This is a genomic window from Luteimonas sp. MC1572 (assembly GCF_016615815.1).
Taxonomy (GTDB): domain Bacteria; phylum Pseudomonadota; class Gammaproteobacteria; order Xanthomonadales; family Xanthomonadaceae; genus Luteimonas.
Map to the genome: position 1 here is coordinate 2,274,183 of NZ_CP067112.1, position 19,685 is coordinate 2,293,867.

Sequence of the window (19,685 nt, forward strand, 5' to 3'; positions counted from 1 at the left end):
TCCCCGGATTCACACCGACGGCTTAAACTGCCGGCATGGACGACACGCCGGACTACACGCTGGAAATACAGATCGCGACGCGATTCCTCGCCGACGAGTCGGCGCCGGAGGACGATCGCTACGTGTTCGCGTACACGATCCGCATCCGCAACCTGGGCAAGCGTGCGGCGCAGCTGCTGGACCGGCACTGGGTGATCACCGACGGCAACGGCCGTGTCGAGGAAGTGCGCGGCGAAGGCGTGGTGGGCGAACAGCCCAGGCTCGAACCGGGCGAACAGTTCACCTACACCTCCGGCGCGGTGCTGCAGACCGCCGTGGGCACGATGGAAGGCAGTTACGGCATGCTCGGCGATGACGGCACGCAGTTCGATGCGCCGATCCCGCCGTTCACGCTCGCCGTACCGCGAACGCTGCACTGATGGCCGTCTGGGCGATTGGCGACCTCCAGGGCTGCCTGGGTCCGACCGAGCGCCTGCTCGATCGGATCCGCTTCGATCCCGCGCGCGACCGCATCTGGTTCTGCGGCGACCTGGTCAACCGCGGCGGCGAATCGCTGGAGACGCTGCGCCTGGTGCATTCGTTGCGCGCGAACGCGGTCACCGTGCTCGGCAACCACGACCTGTCGCTGCTGGCGATCGCCGATCGCCGCGAGGACGAGCAGCGCAAGGTCAATCCGGACCTGCAGCGCGTGCTGTTCGCGCCCGACCGCGACGAGCTGCTCGACTGGCTGCGCGTGCAGCCACTGGTGCATGCCGACCACGAGCTCGGCTGGATGATGGTGCACGCCGGCCTGGCCCCGAGGTGGACCGCCGCCGACGCCGAAGCCTTGGCGCGCGAGGTCGAGGCCAGCATCCAGGGCAAGGACCGCCGGCGCCTGTTCAAGCAGATGTATGGCGACCGGCCGGCGTGGTCGCCGGGCCTGCGCGGCACCGACCGCGAGCGCGCGATCATCAACATCTTCACGCGCATGCGCTATTGCAGCCCGCGCGGCCGCATCGCGTTCGAGGAGAAGGGTGCGCCAGGCACCCAGCTGCCGGGCCTGTATCCCTGGTACGCCGTCCCCGGTCGCGTCGAGCGCGGCCTGAAGGTGGTCTGCGGGCACTGGTCGTCACTCGGCCTGTTCATCGGCCACGGCGTGCACGCGATCGATACCGGCGCCGTCTGGGGCGGCAAACTCACCGCGCTGCGGCTGGACTGCGAGGAGCTGCAGGTGGTGCAGGTTCCGGGTCGGTCGCTGCCTTCCCAGCCCCCAGCCTGAAACGGCAGGCGTGCCCGCCGCGGACGATGCACTCGACGTGGTGGACGCGGCGCCCGGTGGTCGCTTCCATGTAGGCAAGGTCGAACCTGCACACCTGCGGGTGCTGGCGCGCGAGGTCGTGGAACACGCAGTTGAAGGCTTCGACCTGCCAGTCTTCGCCGTGGCGCGCGGGCACCGCCTCGTAGCCCAGCGCATCCAGCCGCTGCGCCAGCGCACGCGCCAGTCCTTCGCCGCTTTCGACGTCGAGCGGTGGCTGCGTCGCCGCGATGGTGCGGCCCAGCTCCCGCAGCAGCGCCCCGACCTCGTCCTCGCCCATGCGCGCATGCAGCTGCGTGAGCAGCGCGGCTGCGATGGCGCCGTAGTTGCGCGGGAACAGGGCGCGCCCCTCGGCGGTCAGCACGTAGCGCGCCTGCGGGCGGCCACCGGTGGCGCGCGACTGTCCACTCTGCACCAGCCCGCGCGCGGCCAGCGCGGTGATGTGCTGGCGCACCGCGTTGTGGCTGATGCGCAGCCGCTCGCACATCTCCTCGACGCCGAGGCCATCGACGGCCGACAGCAGCTGCCTGAGCAGCCGCTGCCGGGTATCCCCGAAGTGCGCCAGCCCTGGCGTCATCGCGGGCCTAGGTGGCCTTGTCCGGGAACTGTTTGGCGATGGCTCCCGCGAGCGCGTCGGCGATCATGTCCATGTGCGTCTGCATCGCGCTCCATTCGGCGGCTTCACCGGCGGTGTCGTCCGCCAGGATCAGGTCGACCTGCCGCGAATGGTGCGCGCCGTGGGCCAGCATCAGGCCGTGCACGGTGTCTTCGGGCAGGTTGGGATTGGCACCCGCCAGGAACTTCGCGATCTCGCCGGCATTGGCGGTGAGGTCGGCCATGGCAGCCTCGGCGGCGGCTCCCCCGCCAGCGGCGCGGGCATCGGTGAGCGCCTTCACCGCGCCCCAGTGGCCACCGAGCAGGGCCAGCATCTGCTTGCCGCCGGCCTCGCCATAGAAGCCCGCCACCGCGGTGCTGATCTGCGTGGCGTTCTCGACCACCGCGTCGGCCGCGGCCTGGGCGTCGGCGGTACCGCCGGCATGCACGGCGAGCGCGTAGTCGCGGGCATGCACGATGTGGCCGTGCCAAAGCTCGCGCATGGCGGCGTGGAGCTGTGGTGCGGCGACAGCGCCGGACTCGGGCATTGGCGCTGGCGCCGTGGCCACGGCTGTCGGAGCGGTGGCCTCGGGCGCGGTGGCCGGAGTGTCCGGCGGCACGGCCCGGTCGCAGCCGGCCAGGGCCAGCGCCAGCGCCATGGCTGCGACAAGGGGATTAAGTGGAATCGACATGGAAGGACTCCGGGAGGCATCGCGGGGTGCGACCGGGGCATCATGCGCCGCGTGGCGCGATTTGCCATGGTGCCATGTGTAAAGGCGCCAGATGGCGCCTGGAGGCGATCAGGCGCGCCGGTATTCGACAAAATCAAAGGCGAAGGCGTGCCGCCCGTCGGCTGTATGGTGCTCGCGCGACACCTCCCGCCAGCCGTCCCCGTCGAAGGCCGGGAAGAACGCGTCGCCGCCTTCGACCGCGGTGTCGACATGCGTCAGGTACAGCACCGCGGCGCGCGGCAGCGCCAGGGCATAGACCTCGGCGCCGCCGATGACGCACAGCTCGGCGGCTCCCGATGCCAGCGCGCAGGCCTCATCCAGCGACGCCACGGCGTCCATGCCGGCGAACGGCACCTGCCCGCTGCGCGTCAGCACCAGGTTGCGCCGCTTCGGCAGCGCGCGGCCCAGCGACTCGGCCGTCCTGCGCCCCATCAGCACCGGCTTGCCGAGCGTCAGCGCCTTGAAATGCGCGAGATCCGCCGGCAGGTGCCACGGCAGGCCGTTGTCGCGGCCGATCGCGCGCTGGCGGTCGAGGGCGGCCACGAGGGACAACGCAGGGGCGAACGGCGGCTGCATCATCGCGTCGCGCTCAGACCGCGACCGGGGCCTTGATGGCCGGCAGCGGATCGTAGCCTTCGATGGCGATGTGCTCGTGGGTGAAGGCGAAGACATCACGGATCGATGGATCGAGAACCAGCCGCGGCAGCGCGCGCGGCGCGCGTTCCAGCTGTTCGCGCGCCTGCCCGAAATGGTTGCTGTACAGGTGCGCATCGCCCAGCGTGTGCACGAAATCGCCCACGCCGAGCCCGCAGGCCTGCGCCACCATGTGCGTCAGCAGCGCGTAGCTGGCGATGTTGAACGGCACGCCGAGGAAGATGTCGCCGCTGCGCTGGTACAGCTGGCAGCTCAGCCGGCCGTCGACCACGTAGAACTGGAACAGCGCATGGCAGGGCTGCAGCGCCATCGCCGGCAGCTCGGCCACGTTCCACGCCGACACCACCAGGCGCCGCGAATCCGGGTTGCGGCGGATCTCGTCGATGACCCAGCGGATCTGGTCGATCTCCACGCCGTCGGCACCCGCCCAGTGCCGCCACTGCTTGCCGTACACCGGGCCCAGCTCGCCGTCGGCGTCGGCCCATTCGTCCCAGATGCCGACCTTGTGCTCGCGCAGGTAGGCGATGTTGGTCTCGCCGCGCAGGAACCAGAGCAGCTCGTGGATGATCGAGCGCAGGTGCAGCTTCTTGGTGGTGACCAGCGGAAAGCCGTCATTGAGGTCGAAGCGCATCTGCCAGCCGAACACGCTGCGCGTGCCCGTGCCGGTGCGGTCGGCCTTGTCGGTGCCGTGTTCGAGGACGTGGCGCAGGAGGTCGAGGTACTGGCGCATGGCGTCGCGAGCTCGTCAGTCGGTGGTGCTGGGGCCGGAAGCGGTCGGGGGCACGGGCTGCAGGGTCGGCGAGCGCCGCGCCAGCCACAGCCAGTACAGGCCCACCAGGACCAGCGGCAGGCTCAGCACCTGGCCCATGGTCAGCCAGCCGAAGGCGAGATAGCCGAGGTGGGCGTCGGGCTCGCGCACGAACTCCACCAGGAAGCGGAACGCGCCGTAGAGCAGCGCGAACATGCCGGCAACCGCGTAGCGCGGGCGCGGCCGGCGCGAGAACCACCACAGCGCCGCGAACATCACCACGCCCTCGAGGAATGCCTGGTAGAGCTGCGAAGGATGGCGCGCGTATTGCGCCAGTTCGCCCGCCTGGAACTGTGCGCGCAGCGCGGCCTCCGGCAGGCCGGCCAGGTCCGGCGGCAGCGCATTGCGGAACACGACGCCCCAGCCGGCTTCGGTCGGCTTGCCCCAGAGCTCGCCACCGATCCAGTTGCCGATACGGCCGAAGCCCAGGCCCAGCGGCACCAGCGGCGCCACGAAGTCCATGCTGTCGAACACATGCAGGCGGCGCGCCCGCGACCACAGCCAGATCGCCACCAGCACGCCGAGCAGGCCGCCGTGGAAGCTCATGCCGCCATCCCAGACCTTGAACAGCATCAGCGGGTCGGCCAGCAGGTCGCCGAACGCATAGAACAGCACGTAGCCGATGCGGCCACCCAGCACCACGCCGAGCATGCCGTAGAACATCAGGTCGCCGAAGCCGGCGTCGTCCACGCCGGGCAGGCGCCCGGCACGGATGCGCGAACGCCCCAGCCACCACGCGCTGGCGAACGCCAGCAGGTACATCACCCCGTACCAGTGCACCGCCGGCTGGAACGTCCGCCCGAACAGCGCGAACGCCGGGGACTGGAGCGCGATCGGATCGATCAGGTGCAGGTAGGTCATGCCGTGGTCAGTCCGGAGCCACGTGGCGCAGCGCGCGGCGCTTGGCCCACAGGTTCAGCAGCTCCACGAACGCGGAGAAGCCCATCGCGCCGTAGATGTAGCCACGCGGAATGTGCAGCTCGAAGCCCTCGGCGACCAGGTACGCACCGATCAGCACGATGAACGCCAGCGCCAGCATCTTGATGGTCGGGTTGTTGTCGATGAACGTGCCCAGCGGGCGCGCCGCAAGCAGCATCACGCCTACCGCGATCAGGATCGCGATCACCATCACCGGCACGTAGTCGCCGGCCATGCCGACCGCCGCGATCACCGAGTCCAGCGAGAACACGATGTCGATGACCGCGATCTGCGCGATCACCATCGCGAACGACGTCGCCGCCTTGCCGGCGCCGCTGGCGTCCTCGTGCGCACCGGCGACCAGCTCGCGGATCTCCATCGCGCCCTTCACGATGAGGAACAGGCCGCCAAGGATCAGTACCAGGTCGCGCACTGAAACGCCCTGACCGAACACCGTGAACAGGTCACTGGTCAGTCCCGCCAGCCACGCCAGCGTGAGCAGCAGGCCGATGCGGGTGATGCAGGCCACGGCGATGCCGAACTTGCGGGCGAACTCGCGTTTCTCGGCCGGCAGGCGGCTCACGGCGATCGAGATGAACACCAGGTTGTCGATGCCGAGCACGATCTCGATCGTGGCCAGCGTGACCAGCAGGATCCAGACCTGCGGGTCGGAGATCAATTCCATCATTGCTTGCATATCCTTGGGAAATTCATTTGGAGCTGCGTCACGCCAGGCGCGGCAACAGCAGTGCGCCCCAGACCAGCAGCACGTTGAGCATCAGCACGAACACCGCGGCGGAGCCCATGTCCTTGGCGCGTCCGGCCAGTTCATGGTGTTCATCGCCATAGCGGGCGATGACCGCTTCGATCGCGGAATTCAGCAGCTCAGCCGACAGCACCAGCAGCAACGAGCCGACCAGCAGGGCGCGCTCCACGCCACCCTCGCCCAGCCACAGGCCCAGCGGTGCCAGCACGACGAACAGCAACACCTCGAGCCGGAACGAAGACTCGTGCAGCCACGCCGCGCGCAGGCCCTGCATCGACCAGCCCGCGGCCTTGAGCATCCGCGCAGGCCCCCTGGGCATGTGTCCGGTTTCGTCGGCCATCACAGGAACTGCATGCTGATTCGCTGCCGCGTCCGACCAGAAGGTGGCAATTTTGCCACAAGGGCGGTTCCGGGGCCTGATCGGCTTCAGGTTGGCGCGTCGGGGCCGCGGCGCGGCAACTCCGGCCCCCGGCAGCGCGCCCGCCGTGGCCGTCTGTTTGCCCATGGAAATGCGTGCGCGTTCACTCCGCGCGCAGGCCTGGGCTGAGAGCATCCGCACTCACCGTATCGGGAACACGCATGCACCGGCACGCTGCTATCCTCGGACCGTTCATCGCACTCGCAATGGGAGCCACCATGAACCCAGCTTTCGCACAGGCCGCGCCCCGGCAGATGCACTCCGGTGACACCGGCTATGCGCTGTTGCTCGAAGCCGCCAGTGCGCCGTTGCACGCCCGCCTGGGCGACGGCGTGTCCTTGCAGGTCGAGCGCCTCGACCGCCTCGGCAACTGGGCGTTCGTGCTCGGCACCATGCGCGCCGCGGGCGGCGGGCGCGTTGATTACCAGGGCACGCCGTTCGCGGAAGCCGCAGCGCAGGGTGGCATGTCCGATGTCTACGTCGCGCTGCTGCGCCGCGAACCGGATGCGGATGGCGCCAACCAGGCCGCGGCGGCAGCGCCCGCCGCGGCAGCGGCGCGCGACCAGGCCGGTGATGGCGACGATGACGCTGGTTTCCCCGCCGGCAGCTGGACGGTGCTCGATTACGCGATCGGCCCGGGTGACGTCGTCTGGCTCGACTGGCCGCAGGAACACGCCGCCCCGCGCGCGCTGTTCGGCTTCTGAGCCGACGCCGGCAATGACGGAAAGGCCGGGCAATGCCCGGCCTTTTGCTTTCCCGTACCGCGGCCCGAATCAGCCCCTCGGGCTGATGATCTCGTAGTTGCCGGAGGCTCCGCCCCAGCTGATGCGCTGCGAGCCGTCTGCATTGACGTTGTTCGAGCCGATGAAGGTCGGCCTGCCGTTCTCCATGCCTGCAAACAACACCACGTGCGACTGGCCGTTGCGCTGCATCAGCACCACGTCGCCCGGACGCGCATTGGCCAGCGACACCGTCTGCCAACCATCGGACTTCAGGTTGTTCGCCAGCGTGTTGACCGACGCACTGGCCTGGCTGGCATCGATCAGCCCGGCCTTCTGCAGGCAGGCGGACACGAAATTCGCGCAGTTGACGTTGTTCGGCACCCAGCTCTGCATCGGCAGCTCGCTGCTGTGCTTGAGCTCGCCGGCGTTGCGACCGATGAACTGCTCGGCGATCGCCGCGGCATTGTTGCCGCCCACCCTGGACGACCCGCCCACGTCCTGAGTACCGGCCACCCCGCCCGAGCCGCCGCTCCCTCCCCCATTGCCCCCCGCGCCCGGAATGTTCAGCGTATCGCCGGCGTAGATCAGGTCGGCATCCTTGATCTGCGCGTTGCTCGCCATCAGCGCGTCGACGCTGGTGCCGTAGCGCTGCGCGATATGCGACAGCGTGTCGCCGCTGACGATGTGGTGGCTGCTGCCGATGGCGGTCATTGGCGTCTCCGTTCCGCGGTCTGCGCGGCTGCGTGGTCTACGCAACGGAGTCTCGGTGCGGGGACCACCAGCCACAACCCGGGGGCGGCCCCTATCGGGTTTACCCGAGGTAGCACGCACGGCTACCGGCTGCCCGGCGCCGCGGCCTACTCCTCGCGGAAGATCGCCGTGCCGCGCGAACCGTCGGGCTTGACCCAGCCCCGATACATGCCTGACGTGTTGAACGGCATGGCGATGTTGCCGTCGGCATCGAGCGCGATCGCCCCACCGTCGCCGCCGAGGCCAGGCACCACGTTCATCAGCACTTCGTCGGCCGCCGCCTGCAGGCTGTCGCCGCGGTAGGCGACGCGCGCGCAGATGTCGTGCGCCACGGCAGCGCGGATGAAGAACTCGCCCCAACCGGTGCCGGACACGCCGCAGCGATCGTCGGCCCAGGTGCCCGCGCCGATCACCGGCGAATCGCCGACGCGGCCCCAGCGTTTGTTGGTCATGCCACCGGTCGAGGTGGCGGCGGCGATGTGGCCGTGCGCATCGAGCGCCACCGCGCCGACCGTGCCGAAGTACGTGCCCTTCAGGTCCGCCGGATCGGCGGCGCCGGACTGGCGTGCCGCCGCCTCGCGCGCCTGCGCCTGCTCGAGCTGCTCGCGGCGGTGGTCGGTATCGAACCATCGGTTGTCGACCCGGTCGAGTTCAGGCCGGGTATCGGCGAACGCTTCCGCGCCGTCGCCGATGAGCATGACGTGCGGCGAATGTTCCATCACCGCGCGCGCAAGGCGCACGGGGTTGCGCACCGTGGTCACGCCGGCCACCGCGCCCGCACGGCGGGTGTGGCCTTCCATCACCGAAGCGTCCAGCTCATGGCGTTCCTCGGCGTTGAACACCGCACCCTTGCCGGCGTTGAAGCGAGGCGATTCCTCCAGCGCGCGCACGGCGGCCTCGGCCGCGTCGAGCGCGCTGCCACCGCGGGCGAGCACGGCGTGTCCGGCGTCGAGCGCACGATCCAGATCGGCGCGGATCGCCCGCTCCTCGCCGGCATCCAGCGCATCGCGTTCGATGACGCCGGCACCACCGTGGATCACCAGGGCGGTGGGGCGGTCGTTGGCATGGGCAGGGCTGGTCATGGCGAGCGTGGTCGTCAGCAGGAGGGCGATCAGGCGCATGGCGGATCCCCGTGGGCGGGCCACAAGGATAGCCGACGACAGCGCGCGCTACTGCGAGCGCAACGCCTCGATCGGGTCCAGCTGCGATGCCTTGCGCGCCGGGTAATAACCGAAGAACAGGCCGGTCGCGATCGAGAACCCCGCGGCCAGCGCGATCACCTGGCCGTTGAGCGCCACCGGCAGGTCGCCGAACCGGGCCACCAGCAGCGCGCCCGCGATGCCGATCACGATGCCGAGCGCACCGCCGATCAGCGACAGCAGCATCGCCTCGGCGAGGAACTGCCGGCGCACGTCGGTGGGCCCGGCGCCGACCGCCATGCGCAGGCCTATCTCGCGGATGCGCTCGGTCACCGACACCAGCATGATGTTCATGATCCCGATGCCGCCGACGATCAGCGAGATGCTGGCCACCGCACCCAGCAACAGCGACATCAGCCGCGTGGTGGCGGTGCGCGTGGCGACGATCTCGCTGATGTTGCGCACGCTGAAATCATCGTCCTTGCCGGGGCCTATGCGATGGCGCTGGCGCAGCAGGGCTTCCACCTCGCCCTGCGCGTAGCCGAGGTCGTCGGCGTCGGCCACGGTGAGCGCGACCTGCATCACCGCTCCCGGTGGCAGGCCCATGGCGCCAAGCAGGCGGCGCCGCGCGGTCTGCAGCGGCACCATCATCACGTCGTCCTGGTCCTGGCCGAAGCCGCCCTGCCCCTTCGGCGCCAGGGTGCCGGTGACCACGAACGGCACACGGCCGATGCGGATGGTCTGGCCGACGCCGGAGTCCTCGCCGAACAGTTCGCGCCGCACGGTATCGCCGAGGATCACGCCCTTGGCGGCGGCGCTGTAGTCCTGGGCGTCGAAGGCCTCGCCCTCGGCGATGGTCCAGCCGTTGATGTCGAAGAAGTCCGGCTGCACGCCCTGCCAGCTGGTCGACCAGTTGTTCTCGGCATACACCACCTGGGTGCCGCCGCGCAGCGCGCCAGCGACGTACTGCACCTCGGGAATTTCCTGGCGGATCGCGTCCACGTCGCCTTCGGTGAGCGTGTAGAAACTGCTGGCGCTCATGCGTGCGCCGCCTTGGCCACGGCCCGCCCCCGGCGAGATGTCCAGCCGTTGCGAACCAAGGCCGGAGACCATCTTGTCGATCTCGGCCTGCGTGCCCTGGCCGACCGACACCATCACGATCACCGCCGCGATGCCGATGATCACGCCCAGCGAGGTCAGCACGCTGCGCATCCAGTTGCCGCGCAGCGCGTGGATGGCGGTGCGCAGGATGTCGCTGAACTTCATGGCGTCGCCTCGGCGTGTTCCGGGTGCAGCTCGCCGTCGCGCATCACGCAGATGCGATCGGCATGGGCGGCGACTTCGGCGTCGTGGGTGATCAGGATCACGGTGTGGCCGTCGTCGCGCAGGCGCTTGAACAGCGTCAGGATCTCCTCGCCGGTCTTCGAGTCGAGCGCACCGGTGGGTTCGTCGGCCAGCAGGATCGGCGGCCGGTTGATCAGCGCGCGCGCGATCGCCACGCGCTGCTGCTGGCCGCCGGAGAGTTCATTCGGGCGATGCCCGCCGCGTTCGCCAAGCCCCACCGCGGCCAGCGCCTCGCGGGCTCTCTCCTGTCGCTCCGCCGGCGGGATGCGGGCGTAGCCGAGCGGCATTTCCACGTTCTCCAGCGCGGTCATGCGCGGCAGCAGGTGGAAGCCCTGGAACACGAAGCCGATTTTGTCGCGGCGCAGGATCGCGAGCTCCTCGGCGTCCAGCGCGGACACGTCCACGCCGTCGCAGAGGTAGCTGCCGGCGCTGGGCTTGTCCAGGCAACCGATCAGGTTCATCAGCGTCGACTTCCCCGAGCCGGACGGCCCCATGATCGCGATGAAGTCGCCGCGCTCGATGCGCAGGTCGACCGCCTTGAGCGCGACCACCTCGGCTTCGCTGCCGGGCGAGTACACCTTGCCCAGGCCGCGGGTCTCGATCACCGGGACGCGGGTGGTCATTTCGCGGGGCGCTCGCCGGTCACCAGCAGGTCGCCGGCTTCGAGCGCACCCGACAGCTCGGTGTCGGTGCCGTCGCTGGCGCCGACGCGCACCAGCACGGGCTGCGGGCTGCCGTCGACGAGCTTGTATACGGTGGCGCGCGTGGCGCCGACCAGCGAGGAGAGCGCGGCATCCCACCTGGCCGCCTGGCTTTCATCGAGGCTGCCACGGAAGCCTGCGAAATCCTCGCGGAAGCGCTGCAGCATGCGCTGGCGCATCTGCGAGGCCGCACCCGCGGCGCCGCCGGCGGACATCACGACCATCCGCGGGCCGCCGCCCTGGCCGCCCCCCTGGCCACCACCCGCGCCGGCGGCACCGGGCCGCGGCGCGGCCTGGCGTGCGACCTGGCGCGCCTGAACCGCCGCAAGCGCTTGGTCGAATGCCGCCTGCTGCGCCGGGGCCAGGCCCAGGTCAGCAGTTACCCGCGCGAGGTCCGCGGAGACACCGTTGCGTGCCCCGCCCGGCGGCATGGCGGCTGCTGCACCCTCGGCGCCGGTGGGCTTGTAGCGCAGCGCGGCGTTGGACACCTTGAGCACGTCATCGCGGCGGTTGACCTCGATCTCGGCGTTGACGGTCAGGCCCGGCAGCAGGGTGCCGTCGCTGTTGTCCACGGTCACCACCACCGGATAGGTCACCACGTTGCTGGTGTTGGTCGCGGCCAGGCGCACCTGCTCCACAACGCCGCGGAACTGGCGATCGGCGAATGCGTCAGCGGTGAAACTCACGCCTTGGCCGGCCTTGACCTGGCCGATATCTGCCTCGTCGACCGCCAGCTCGATCTTCATCTTCGACAGGTCCTCGGCGATGGTGAACAGCTCCGGTGCCTGCAGGCTGGCGGCCACGGTCTGGCCGGCCTCGATGGTGCGCGTCAGCACCACGCCGTCGACCGGCGAACGGATCACCGTGCGGTCGAGGTTGATGCGCGTGGTGCGGGTGGCGGCGGTTTGCTGCTGGATCTGCGCCTGTGCCGAGCGCACCTGCGCCTGCGCCTGCTCGCGCGCCGCGCGCGCAAGATCGATGTCGCTGCGCGCCACCAGCTGGCGGTCGCCAAGTTCCGCCTTGCGGCGATAGTCGAGTTCGGCGTTGCGCAGCGTCGCCTGCGCCTGGCTGAGCGACGCGCGGGCGCTGGCGATCTGCGCCGACCCCTGTTCGATCTGCGCCTGGTAGCTGCTTGGATCGATGCGCGCGAGCACCTGCCCGCTTTCCACCTTGTCGTTGAAGTCGACCAGCACTTCGGTCACCTGGCCGGAGATCTGGCTGCCCACCACCACGGTGGAAATGGCGCTGAGCGTGCCGGTGGCGGAAATCGCCATGCGGATGTCGCCACGCTGGACCTCGGTGGTGCGGTACGCGCCTTCCTCGCTGGCACCGCGCGTGCCGCTCCACCACGCGCCAGCCGCGGCAAGCGCAGCGATCGCAACGGCGACAAGGATGTACGGCCGGGCGCGACGCCTGGCGGGCTTGGATCGTGTGCTCATGCGGTCTGTGGCTGCTGGCTGGGGTCGGGAGGCTAACGCATCATCGCGACCTGCGTTGACCGCGTGCGCGCAACGCACGCAACGCACGCAACCGGATCAGTGTTTCGCCCGCGCCGCCGCGAATTCGATAGTCACCGTGGTGCCCTGCCCCGCAACGCTGTCGATGCGCATCGGCCAGCCTGCGCGCTCGCTCAGCTGGCGCGCGATCGCCAGGCCCATGCCCTTGCCGCCGACGTACTGGTCGGCGCGGTAGAAGGGCTCGAACACGCGCTCCAGCACCTCGTCATCCATGCCGATACCGGTGTCGGTGATCTCGAGGCGATTGCGCCGCACGACCACGTCGATGCGCCCGGATTCGGTGAAGAAGCAGGCGTTGCGCAGCAGGTTGCCAACCATCACCGCCATCGCGCGCGACGATCCGCGCAGTCGCGGCGCGGCCTCTTCGTGCAGCGACATCACCACGCCGGGCTTGTCGGTGAGCATTTCCCGCGCACCCTCGACCGCAAGGGAAACCATCGGGAGCAACTCGAACTCCTCGTCGGGGCCCGGCACGTCTTCCCGCGCCAGGATCAGGAACGCATCAAGCACGCCTTCCATCTCGCGCGCGGCAAGCTGGATCCGGTTGAGCGAACGCTGCATGCGCGGGGGCGTTTCCGGATCGCCGCGCAGCATGTCGGCGGCAACGCGGACCACCGCCAACGGCGTGCGCAGTTCGTGGCTCGCCTCGCGCGTGAAGTCACGCTCGCGGCGCATGAACGCCTGGGTGCGCTCCGTCAGGCCGCGCAGCGCATCGCCGAGCAGCCGCACCTCGCGCCCGGCCTCGCCCGTGAGTTGGCCGGGATCGATGGCGTCGAGATCCGGCGCGCGCGGATCCCATCGCGCCACCTCGCCCGCCATCTGTGTGACCGGCAGCACCATCTGCCTGGCGATGCGGTAGCTCAGCCAGCTCACCGCGGCAATCGCCAGCGATGCCAGCAGCACCGCGATGAAAAGCGTCCAGGTGGCCACCCGGTCGACGAGCGCGAACGACATGGTGATGTACAGCCGACCGTCGCGGCGTTCATCGATCAACAGGCGTTGGCGCACGCCGGCGATGCGCAGGTCGTGCAGACCCGGCGCCAGACTGGCGTAACTGTCGGGCACCGCCCGACTCCCGCCCCCGGAAGCCGGCACGAACCACGCATGCACCGTCGCCGTACCGGGGACCGGGTGCGCGGGATCGTTGGCGCGCCCGTCCCAGAACGCGCGCGCCTCGGCGCGGATGCGCTCGGCGGTCATCCAGTCCCGCGCCAGCGACCCCGACCCGTACAGCACGACCACGACCGCGAACACCGCGAGTACCGCCTGGACGATGAACACGCGACGCAGCTTGTGCGGCAACCCCTGTGGCATCAACGTGGAACCGTCAGGCCGGGGGCTGTTCGATGTCCGCGATGCGATAGCCGGCGCTCTGCACGGTATGCAGCAGCGGCTTGTCGAACGGCTTGTCGATGGTCTTGCGCAGGTTGTAGAGATGGCTGCGCAGCGTGTCCGAATCGGGCAGGCTGTTGCCCCAGATCTCGCGCTCGATCTCCTGGCGGTTGACCACCCGCGGCGACTCACGCATCAGGATGGTGAGGAGCTTCAGCCCGATCGGCGACAGCTGCAGTTCGCTGCCGCCGCGCGTGGCGCGGAGGCTCGCCGGGTCGAGGACCAGGTCGGCGACCTTCAGCACCTCCGACCCCACCTGGCGCCGCTCGCGACGGATCAGGGCACGCAGGCGCGCCTCGAGCTCCTGGATCGCGAACGGCTTGGTGAGGTAGTCGTCGGCGCCGGCACCCAGGCCGGTGAGCTTTTCGTCCAGCGTGTCGCGCGCGGTCAGCATCAGCACCGGCGTGGACTTGCGGGCTTCCTCGCGCAGGCGCTTGCAGACTTCGATGCCGTCAAGCCGCGGCAGCATCAGGTCCAGCACCACCACGTCGTAGTTGTTCTCCGCGGCCAAGCGGTAACCGTCCAGGCCATCGGCGGCGTAATCGACCTCGAACCCCTTCCCCTCCAGGTACTCACCGACCATTTCCGAAATATTGCGGTTGTCCTCGACGATCAGGACAAGTCCACCCGGCTCCTGCGATCCGCGCATATGTGCTCCACTCCAAGGCAGTCTTCAGCTTTGTGAAAGGCTGCCGTGTGGCAGGTCTACGCGCCGTGAAGGCCCGGAGAAATATCGTAAAAAAGCCGGGTCAGAACGGAATCCGGCCGGTCAGGATGTCCTTGAACATCACCCAGTCGCCGGCGAACGAGTACAGCGGGTGGCGGAATGTGGCCGGGCGGTTCTTCTCGAAGACATAGTGCCCCACCCAGGCGAACCCGTAGCCGCAGGCCAGGGCGGCCAGTACCCACCAGGCGTTGCCACGGACCATCGCCATGGCGACACAGGCCAGCGCACCGCAGCTGCCCGCGAAGTGGAGCCGTCGCGAGGTGCGGTTGGCGTGCTCGGACAGGTAGAACGGATAGAACTCGCGGAAACTGGTGAAGCGCGACATTCCGGCCCCCGTCCTCAGTTGCTCTCGCGCGCCTTGGCGAGATCCCAGTAGCGATCCTGCTCTTCCAGCGACAGGCACTGCAAGCCGGTGCCGTCCGATGCGGCCATCGCCTCCATGCTGCGGAAGCGGCGCTCGAACTTGTGGTTGGCGCGGCGCAGCGCGGATCCGACATCGACCTTTGCGTGGCGGGCGAGATTGGCCGCGACGAACAGCAGGTCGCCGATCTCCGCTTCCAGGCGATCGCGGGCCGCGGCGTCATCCGCATCGCCCGCCACCGCGTCGAACTCGACGCGCACTTCCGCAAGCTCTTCCTCGAGCTTGGCGAACACCGGTGCCGGCCCGGGCCAATCGAAACCGACCCGCGCCGCGCGGTGCTGCAGCTTGGTTGCGCGCTGCCACTCCGGCAGGCCGCGGGCTATGCCGGCGAGCGCCGAGGTGTCGGCATCGCCGGCGGCCGCGCGCTCGGCGCGCTTGATGGCGTCCCACTCGCGCAGCACGCCTTCGGCATCGTCCTGGCTGGCATCGCCGAACACGTGCGGGTGGCGGCGCTCCATCTTGTCGGCGATCGCGTTGGCGACGTCGCCGAAGGCGAACGCACCCTGCTCCGCCGCCATCTGCGCATGGAACACCACCTGCAGCAGCAGGTCACCGAGCTCCTCGCACAGCGCTGGCAGGTCGCCGCGGTCGATCGCGTCGGCGACCTCGTACGCCTCCTCGATCGTGTACGGCGCGATGCTCGCGAAGTCCTGCTCCAGGTCCCACGGACAGCCGCCATCGGGATCGCGCAGCCGCGCCATGATCGCCAGCAACCGCTGCATGGGGTCGAGTTGTCCGTTCACGTGTTGCTCCTGGGCACGCGCCTAGATCCAGTCGCGCCAGGGCAGCTGCGGATCGCCGAGCGCGATGAAGTCGCCGTTGAGCAGGGTGTCGCGCTGGTTGTAGCGGAAAGGACGGCCGCGCGGATCGAGCACGCAGCCGCCGGCGGCTTCGAGGATGGCCTGGCCTGCTGCGGTATCCCACTCGCTGGTCGGGCCGAAGCGCGGATACGCATCCATGCCGCCTTCGGCCAGCAGGCAGAACTTCAGCGACGAGCCGAGGCCGATGGTGGCGTGTTCGCCGATGCGCGCCATCAGCGCGGCGGTGCGCGTGTCGAGGTGCGAGCGGCTGGCGGCGACCGTCAACGGCATCGTGGCCGGGCGCCGCGTCTGGATCGCGCGCTCGCCGTCGGCGTCGCAACGCCACGCGCCCACGCCAGGCGTGCCGTGCCAGAGCACGCCGGTCACCGGTGCCTGGATCACGCCGAACACCGGCACGCCGTCATCGACCAGCGCGATGTTGACGGTGAACTCGCCATTGCGCTTGATGAACTCGCGCGTGCCGTCGAGCGGATCGACCAGCCAGAACGTGCGCCAGCCGTGGCGGGTGGCCGGCGGCACCTGCGCCGACTCTTCCGACAGCACGGGAATGTCGGGCGTCAACGCGGCAAGGCCCGCGACGATGCAGCGGTGCGCGGCCATGTCGGCGGCGGTCAGCGGGCTGGCGTCGGCCTTGTGCTCGACCGCGAACTCGCCGGCGTACACCGCCATGATCGCGGCCGCGGCATCGCGCGCGACGGCCAGCACGCCGGCGCGCACGCCCTCAGCCAGCGGCATGGTGCGCCAGCCAGTCGCGGACGATGAACAGCGCGGCGATCGAGCGGCCTTCGGAGAAGTCCTCGCGCAGGATCAGCTCGTGCAGGCGGTCGAAGCGCCACGGCACGACCTCGAGCTCCTCGGGCTCGTCGCCGGGCAGGCGCTCGGGATACAGGTCGCGCGCCAGCACGAGGTGCGTCTGGTGGCTCATGTAGGTCGGCGCCAGGGTCAGCGCACGCAATACGTCGATGCGCTCCGCGCCGTAGCCGGCTTCCTCCTTGAGCTCGCGGTTGGCGGCCTCGACGGGCGTTTCACCGGCGTCGATCCGGCCCTTGACCAGGCCCAGTTCGTAGCGGTGCACGCCGGCGGCGTACTCGCGCACCAGCAGCACGGTGTCGGCGTCGAGCATCGGCACCACCACCACCGCGCCATGGCCGCGGCCATGCAGGCGCTCGTAGCGGCGGCGCTCGCCGTTGCCGAACTCGATGTCCATGTGCTCGAGGCGGTACGGGCCGGCATCGCTCTCGGTGATGCCGTGGATGATCGGCAGCCGGCGGCTCATCGCGACGTCCACGCGGCCGCTCGGGCGATAATGCAGCGATGTCCGACATGACGATCCACGATCCCGCCATTCTAGCCGAGCCCGGCAGCTGGCGTTCCCGCGACCTGGCCGTGGTCTGGCACCCGTGCACGCAGATGAGGGAGCAGGCCGGCGAGCTGCCGATGCTCGAAGTCGCGCGCGGCGACGGCGCCTGGCTGGTCGGTCACGACGGCCGCCGCACGCTGGACGCCGTCAGCAGCTGGTGGACCAACATCCACGGCCACGCCGAGCCGCGCATCGCCGAGGCGGTGGCGCGTCAGGCACGGACCCTCGAACACGTGATCCTCGCCGGCGCCACGCACCCGGGCGCGGTGGAGCTCGCCGAGCGCCTGCTCGCCCTGGCGCCGCGCCAGCCCGGCCGCGCGCCGCTGACCAAGGTGTTCTATGCCGACAACGGCTCGGCCGGCGTGGAAGTCGCGCTGAAGATGGCGTTCCAGTGGTTCCGCAACCGCGGCGACGAGCCGCGGCGCACGAAGTTCGCCGCGCTGTCCAACGGGTACCACGGCGAAACGATCGGCGCGCTCTCGGTGGGCGACATCCCGCTGTACCGCCGCGTGTACGCGCCGCTGCTGCTGGAGGCGATGTTCACGCCCTCGCCCGATGCCTACCTGGCCGCTCCCGGCCAGTCTGCGGCGGCCTGCGCGGAGGATGCCGCGGACGCGCTGGCGCGCCTGTTCGACGACCATCCGGGCGAGTTCTGCGCGTTGATCCTCGAGCCGCGCCTGCAGTGCGCCGGCGGCATGCGCATGCACGACCCGGTGTACCTGAAGCGCGCGCGCGAGCTGTGCGACGTGCACGGCGTGTTCCTGATCGCGGACGAGATCGCCACCGGCTTCGGCCGCACCGGCACCATGTTCGCCTGCGAGCAGGCCGGCATCATGCCCGACCTGATGTGCCTGTCGAAGGGCCTGACCGGCGGCTTCCTGCCGCTGGCGGCCGTGCTCGCCACGGAGGCGATCTACGACGGCTTCCTCGACGACACGCGTGAACGTGCGTTCCTGCATTCGCACAGCTACACCGGCAATCCGCTGGCCTGCGCCGCGGCGCTGGCCTCGCTCGACATCTTCGCCAGCGACGATGTCGTCGCCCGCAACCGGGTCACGGCGGCGAAGATGGCCGCGCTCGCCGCGCCGTTCGCGTCACTGCCGCACGTCGCCGACGTCCGCCAGGCCGGCATGGTGGTGGCGTTCGAACTGGCCCGCGATGGCAACCGCGCGACACCATTCGCGGCCTCCGACAAGGTCGGCCTGCGCGCCCATCGCGAAGCCATCGAACGCGGCGTTCTGCTGCGTCCGCTCGGCGACATCCTGTACTGGATGCCGCCCTACTGCATCGATGACGACCAGTTGGCGCTGCTCGCCGAGACCACGGCCGCGGCGATCGCGGCGGGCACATGCGCCTGACCCGCGCCTGGGTCGATGCGGTGCTGGCGCCCGGCATGCGTCTGGCGCTGCCCGAGGATGCGGCGGCCCATCTGCTCCGCGCACTGCGACTCGACGTGGGTGACAGCTGCGTGCTGTTCAACGGCGACGGCCACGACTACGACGCGCGCGTGGTCGCGGCCGGCAAGCGCGGCGGCGAGGTCGAAGTGCTGGCCGCGCGCGTGGTGGATGCCGAATCGCCGCTGCGCATCATCCTGCTGCAGGGCGTGGCGCGCGGCGAGAAGATGGACTGGATCCTGCAGAAGGCCACCGAGCTCGGCGTCGCCGGGTTCGTGCCGGTCAACAGCGAGCGCAGCGAGGTGCGGCTGGACGCCGCGCGGTCCGCAAAACGCGTGCAGCACTGGCAGGGCGTGGTGGCGTCCGCCTGTGGCCAGAGCGGCCGCGCGCGACTGCCGTCGGTGGCCGCTCCGCTCGGCCTGGCCGAGGCGATGGCGTCGCTGCCGGGAGACGCCCTGCGGGTGACGCTCGACCCGGGCGCGGTGGCCGGCATCCACGCGCTGGCGATGCCGGCGTCGGCCACGGTGGTCGTCGGCGTGGGTCCGGAGGGCGGCTGGTCGCCGCGCGACCGCGAGCAGCTGGTCGCGGCGGGGTTCAGCGGCGTGCGGTTGGGGCCGCGGATCCTGCGCACCGAAACCGCCGGCATCGCGGCGATCAGCGTGCTGCAGGCGGCGTTCGGGGACCTGCGCTAGGCGACGCCCGGTGTGCGGGCGCCGAAGGCATGGCGTCAGGCGGCCAGGGCGCCGTGGATCGCGCGCTCGACCGCGTCCACGTCGGGCAGCAGCGCCGGCTCATTGTTGAGCAGCACGCGCATGCGCACCGCGGTCGGCAGCGCCTGGTCGCCATCGCCGTCACCGGTGTCCTCCACCAGCGCGTCACGCGCCACCGTCACCAGGCGCGGGAAGCCCTGGGTCAGGAGCGCCAGGTGCGGAAGCTTGGCGTCCTCGCCCAGCGCCTTCAGCACCACGACCTTGCTGCCAAGGCCGCCGGCCTCGTCAGCCAGGCCGGACAGGCGCGAGAACGACACCAGCGGCAGTTGCCAGCCACGCCAGCGGATGCGGCCCAGCAGCCAGTGCGGGGCACCGTCCACCGGCTCCGGTTCGGCGAAGGACAGGACCTCGGCGATCGTGGCGTTGGGCAGCAGCAGGCGCGCGCCTGCGACCTGGATCAGGACGCCGCGGATCTCGGTGCTGGCAGGGGTGTTCATGTGGGTT

The 19,685-nt window shown here is 70.2% G+C and carries 23 protein-coding genes and 1 pseudogene; 5 read left to right on the forward strand and 19 right to left on the reverse strand.

All coding sequences use genetic code 11. From position 1 onward, the window contains the following. The first annotated feature begins 35 nt into the window (after nt 1-35). Together apaG and JGR64_RS10480 are read left to right on the forward strand one after the other, a co-directional pair. The gene (gene apaG, locus JGR64_RS10475; RefSeq protein WP_199373325.1) at nt 36-419 is read left to right on the forward strand and encodes a Co2+/Mg2+ efflux protein ApaG; all 384 of its coding nucleotides are present in this window, start codon (nt 36-38) and stop codon (nt 417-419) included. Further along, nucleotides 419-1,255, forward strand: a pseudogene (locus JGR64_RS10480) (symmetrical bis(5'-nucleosyl)-tetraphosphatase); the annotation flags it as partial. The gene apaG and the pseudogene JGR64_RS10480, both read left to right, overlap by 1 nt. On the opposite strand, the gene JGR64_RS10485 reads toward JGR64_RS10480, so the two are convergent. The 7 genes from JGR64_RS10485 to JGR64_RS10515 all read right to left on the reverse strand — a co-directional run bounded on the left by JGR64_RS10485 (nt 1,176) and on the right by JGR64_RS10515 (nt 6,105). Continuing rightward, nucleotides 1,176-1,871: a hypothetical protein gene (locus JGR64_RS10485; RefSeq protein WP_199373327.1), complete on the reverse strand. Its 696-nt coding sequence runs from the start codon at nt 1,869-1,871 to the stop codon at nt 1,176-1,178. The pseudogene JGR64_RS10480 and the gene JGR64_RS10485 overlap by 80 nt on opposite strands. A 7-nt stretch (nt 1,872-1,878) precedes the next feature. Next, nucleotides 1,879-2,580 (reverse strand): hypothetical protein, encoded by a 702-nt coding sequence (locus tag JGR64_RS10490; RefSeq protein ID WP_199373328.1) that lies wholly within the window; start codon nt 2,578-2,580, stop codon nt 1,879-1,881. A gap of 108 nt (nt 2,581-2,688) precedes the next feature. Beyond that, nucleotides 2,689-3,198 carry a dihydrofolate reductase gene (locus JGR64_RS10495; protein ID WP_233348190.1) on the reverse strand — a complete coding sequence of 170 codons (510 nt, stop codon included), beginning with the start codon at nt 3,196-3,198 and terminating at the stop codon, nt 2,689-2,691. A gap of 10 nt (nt 3,199-3,208) precedes the next feature. Further along, nucleotides 3,209-4,003 carry a thymidylate synthase gene (locus JGR64_RS10500; RefSeq protein ID WP_199373329.1) on the reverse strand — a complete coding sequence of 265 codons (795 nt, stop codon included), beginning with the start codon at nt 4,001-4,003 and terminating at the stop codon, nt 3,209-3,211. 15 nt (nt 4,004-4,018) lie between these two features. Beyond that, nucleotides 4,019-4,942 carry a prolipoprotein diacylglyceryl transferase gene (gene lgt / locus JGR64_RS10505; RefSeq protein ID WP_199373330.1) on the reverse strand — a complete coding sequence of 308 codons (924 nt, stop codon included), beginning with the start codon at nt 4,940-4,942 and terminating at the stop codon, nt 4,019-4,021. A gap of 7 nt (nt 4,943-4,949) precedes the next feature. Continuing rightward, the gene (locus JGR64_RS10510) at nt 4,950-5,687 is read right to left on the reverse strand and encodes a TerC family protein (protein ID WP_182825101.1); all 738 of its coding nucleotides are present in this window, start codon (nt 5,685-5,687) and stop codon (nt 4,950-4,952) included. A gap of 37 nt (nt 5,688-5,724) precedes the next feature. Beyond that, on the reverse strand, nt 5,725-6,105 hold the full coding sequence (locus JGR64_RS10515) for a diacylglycerol kinase (RefSeq protein WP_199373331.1): 381 nt from the start codon (nt 6,103-6,105) through the stop codon (nt 5,725-5,727). 296 nt (nt 6,106-6,401) lie between these two features. On the opposite strand from JGR64_RS10515, the gene JGR64_RS10520 reads away from it, so the two are divergent. Next, complete coding sequence (locus JGR64_RS10520; RefSeq protein WP_199373332.1) at nt 6,402-6,887, forward strand: hypothetical protein; 486 nt, start codon at nt 6,402-6,404, stop codon at nt 6,885-6,887. Between the two features lie 69 nt (nt 6,888-6,956). On the opposite strand, the gene JGR64_RS10525 is transcribed toward JGR64_RS10520, so the two are convergent. From JGR64_RS10525 to nudE, 11 genes are all read right to left on the reverse strand, one after another. Next, entirely contained in the window at nt 6,957-7,616 is a 660-nt protein-coding gene (locus JGR64_RS10525) for a LysM peptidoglycan-binding domain-containing protein (RefSeq protein ID WP_199373333.1), read from the reverse strand. 146 nt (nt 7,617-7,762) lie between these two features. Beyond that, complete coding sequence (locus JGR64_RS10530) at nt 7,763-8,737, reverse strand: isoaspartyl peptidase/L-asparaginase (RefSeq protein ID WP_233348225.1); 975 nt, start codon at nt 8,735-8,737, stop codon at nt 7,763-7,765. An 87-nt stretch (nt 8,738-8,824) separates the two neighbouring features. Continuing rightward, complete coding sequence (locus JGR64_RS10535) at nt 8,825-10,060, reverse strand: ABC transporter permease (RefSeq protein ID WP_199373335.1); 1,236 nt, start codon at nt 10,058-10,060, stop codon at nt 8,825-8,827. Beyond that, nucleotides 10,057-10,761 (reverse strand): ABC transporter ATP-binding protein, encoded by a 705-nt coding sequence (locus JGR64_RS10540; protein WP_199373336.1) that lies wholly within the window; start codon nt 10,759-10,761, stop codon nt 10,057-10,059. The genes JGR64_RS10535 and JGR64_RS10540 overlap by 4 nt, the downstream gene beginning before the upstream one ends. Then, the gene (locus tag JGR64_RS10545) at nt 10,758-12,278 is read right to left on the reverse strand and encodes an efflux RND transporter periplasmic adaptor subunit (protein ID WP_199373337.1); all 1,521 of its coding nucleotides are present in this window, start codon (nt 12,276-12,278) and stop codon (nt 10,758-10,760) included. Before JGR64_RS10545 ends, JGR64_RS10540 begins: the two co-directional genes overlap by 4 nt. A gap of 96 nt (nt 12,279-12,374) precedes the next feature. After that, nucleotides 12,375-13,670, reverse strand: coding sequence for a HAMP domain-containing sensor histidine kinase (locus tag JGR64_RS10550; RefSeq protein WP_199373338.1), 1,296 nt, complete (start codon nt 13,668-13,670; stop codon nt 12,375-12,377). 13 nt (nt 13,671-13,683) lie between these two features. Then, nucleotides 13,684-14,397, reverse strand: a complete 714-nt coding sequence (locus JGR64_RS10555; protein ID WP_199373339.1) for a response regulator transcription factor — start codon at nt 14,395-14,397, stop codon at nt 13,684-13,686. Nucleotides 14,398-14,497: 100 nt separating this feature from the next. Beyond that, a complete protein-coding gene (locus tag JGR64_RS10560; RefSeq protein WP_199373340.1) occupies nt 14,498-14,800 on the reverse strand; it encodes a DUF962 domain-containing protein in 303 nt (100 codons plus the stop codon). A gap of 14 nt (nt 14,801-14,814) precedes the next feature. Next, on the reverse strand, nt 14,815-15,618 hold the full coding sequence (gene mazG, locus JGR64_RS10565; RefSeq protein WP_199374286.1) for a nucleoside triphosphate pyrophosphohydrolase: 804 nt from the start codon (nt 15,616-15,618) through the stop codon (nt 14,815-14,817). Between the two features lie 42 nt (nt 15,619-15,660). Then, entirely contained in the window at nt 15,661-16,452 is a 792-nt protein-coding gene (gene cysQ, locus JGR64_RS10570; RefSeq protein WP_199373341.1) for a 3'(2'),5'-bisphosphate nucleotidase CysQ, read from the reverse strand. Continuing rightward, nucleotides 16,439-16,993 carry an ADP compounds hydrolase NudE gene (gene nudE, locus JGR64_RS10575; RefSeq protein WP_199373342.1) on the reverse strand — a complete coding sequence of 185 codons (555 nt, stop codon included), beginning with the start codon at nt 16,991-16,993 and terminating at the stop codon, nt 16,439-16,441. The genes cysQ and nudE overlap by 14 nt, the downstream gene beginning before the upstream one ends. Before the next feature lie 47 nt (nt 16,994-17,040). On the opposite strand from nudE, the gene bioA reads away from it, so the two are divergent. Both bioA and JGR64_RS10585 read left to right on the forward strand, forming a co-directional pair. Further along, a complete protein-coding gene (gene bioA / locus JGR64_RS10580) occupies nt 17,041-18,435 on the forward strand; it encodes an adenosylmethionine--8-amino-7-oxononanoate transaminase (RefSeq protein WP_199373343.1) in 1,395 nt (464 codons plus the stop codon). Continuing rightward, on the forward strand, nt 18,426-19,163 hold the full coding sequence (locus tag JGR64_RS10585) for a 16S rRNA (uracil(1498)-N(3))-methyltransferase (RefSeq protein ID WP_199373344.1): 738 nt from the start codon (nt 18,426-18,428) through the stop codon (nt 19,161-19,163). Before bioA ends, JGR64_RS10585 begins: the two co-directional genes overlap by 10 nt. A 35-nt stretch (nt 19,164-19,198) precedes the next feature. On the opposite strand, the gene JGR64_RS10590 is transcribed toward JGR64_RS10585, so the two are convergent. Next, nucleotides 19,199-19,678 carry a chemotaxis protein CheW gene (locus JGR64_RS10590; protein WP_199373345.1) on the reverse strand — a complete coding sequence of 160 codons (480 nt, stop codon included), beginning with the start codon at nt 19,676-19,678 and terminating at the stop codon, nt 19,199-19,201. Nucleotides 19,679-19,685 lie beyond the last annotated feature (7 nt).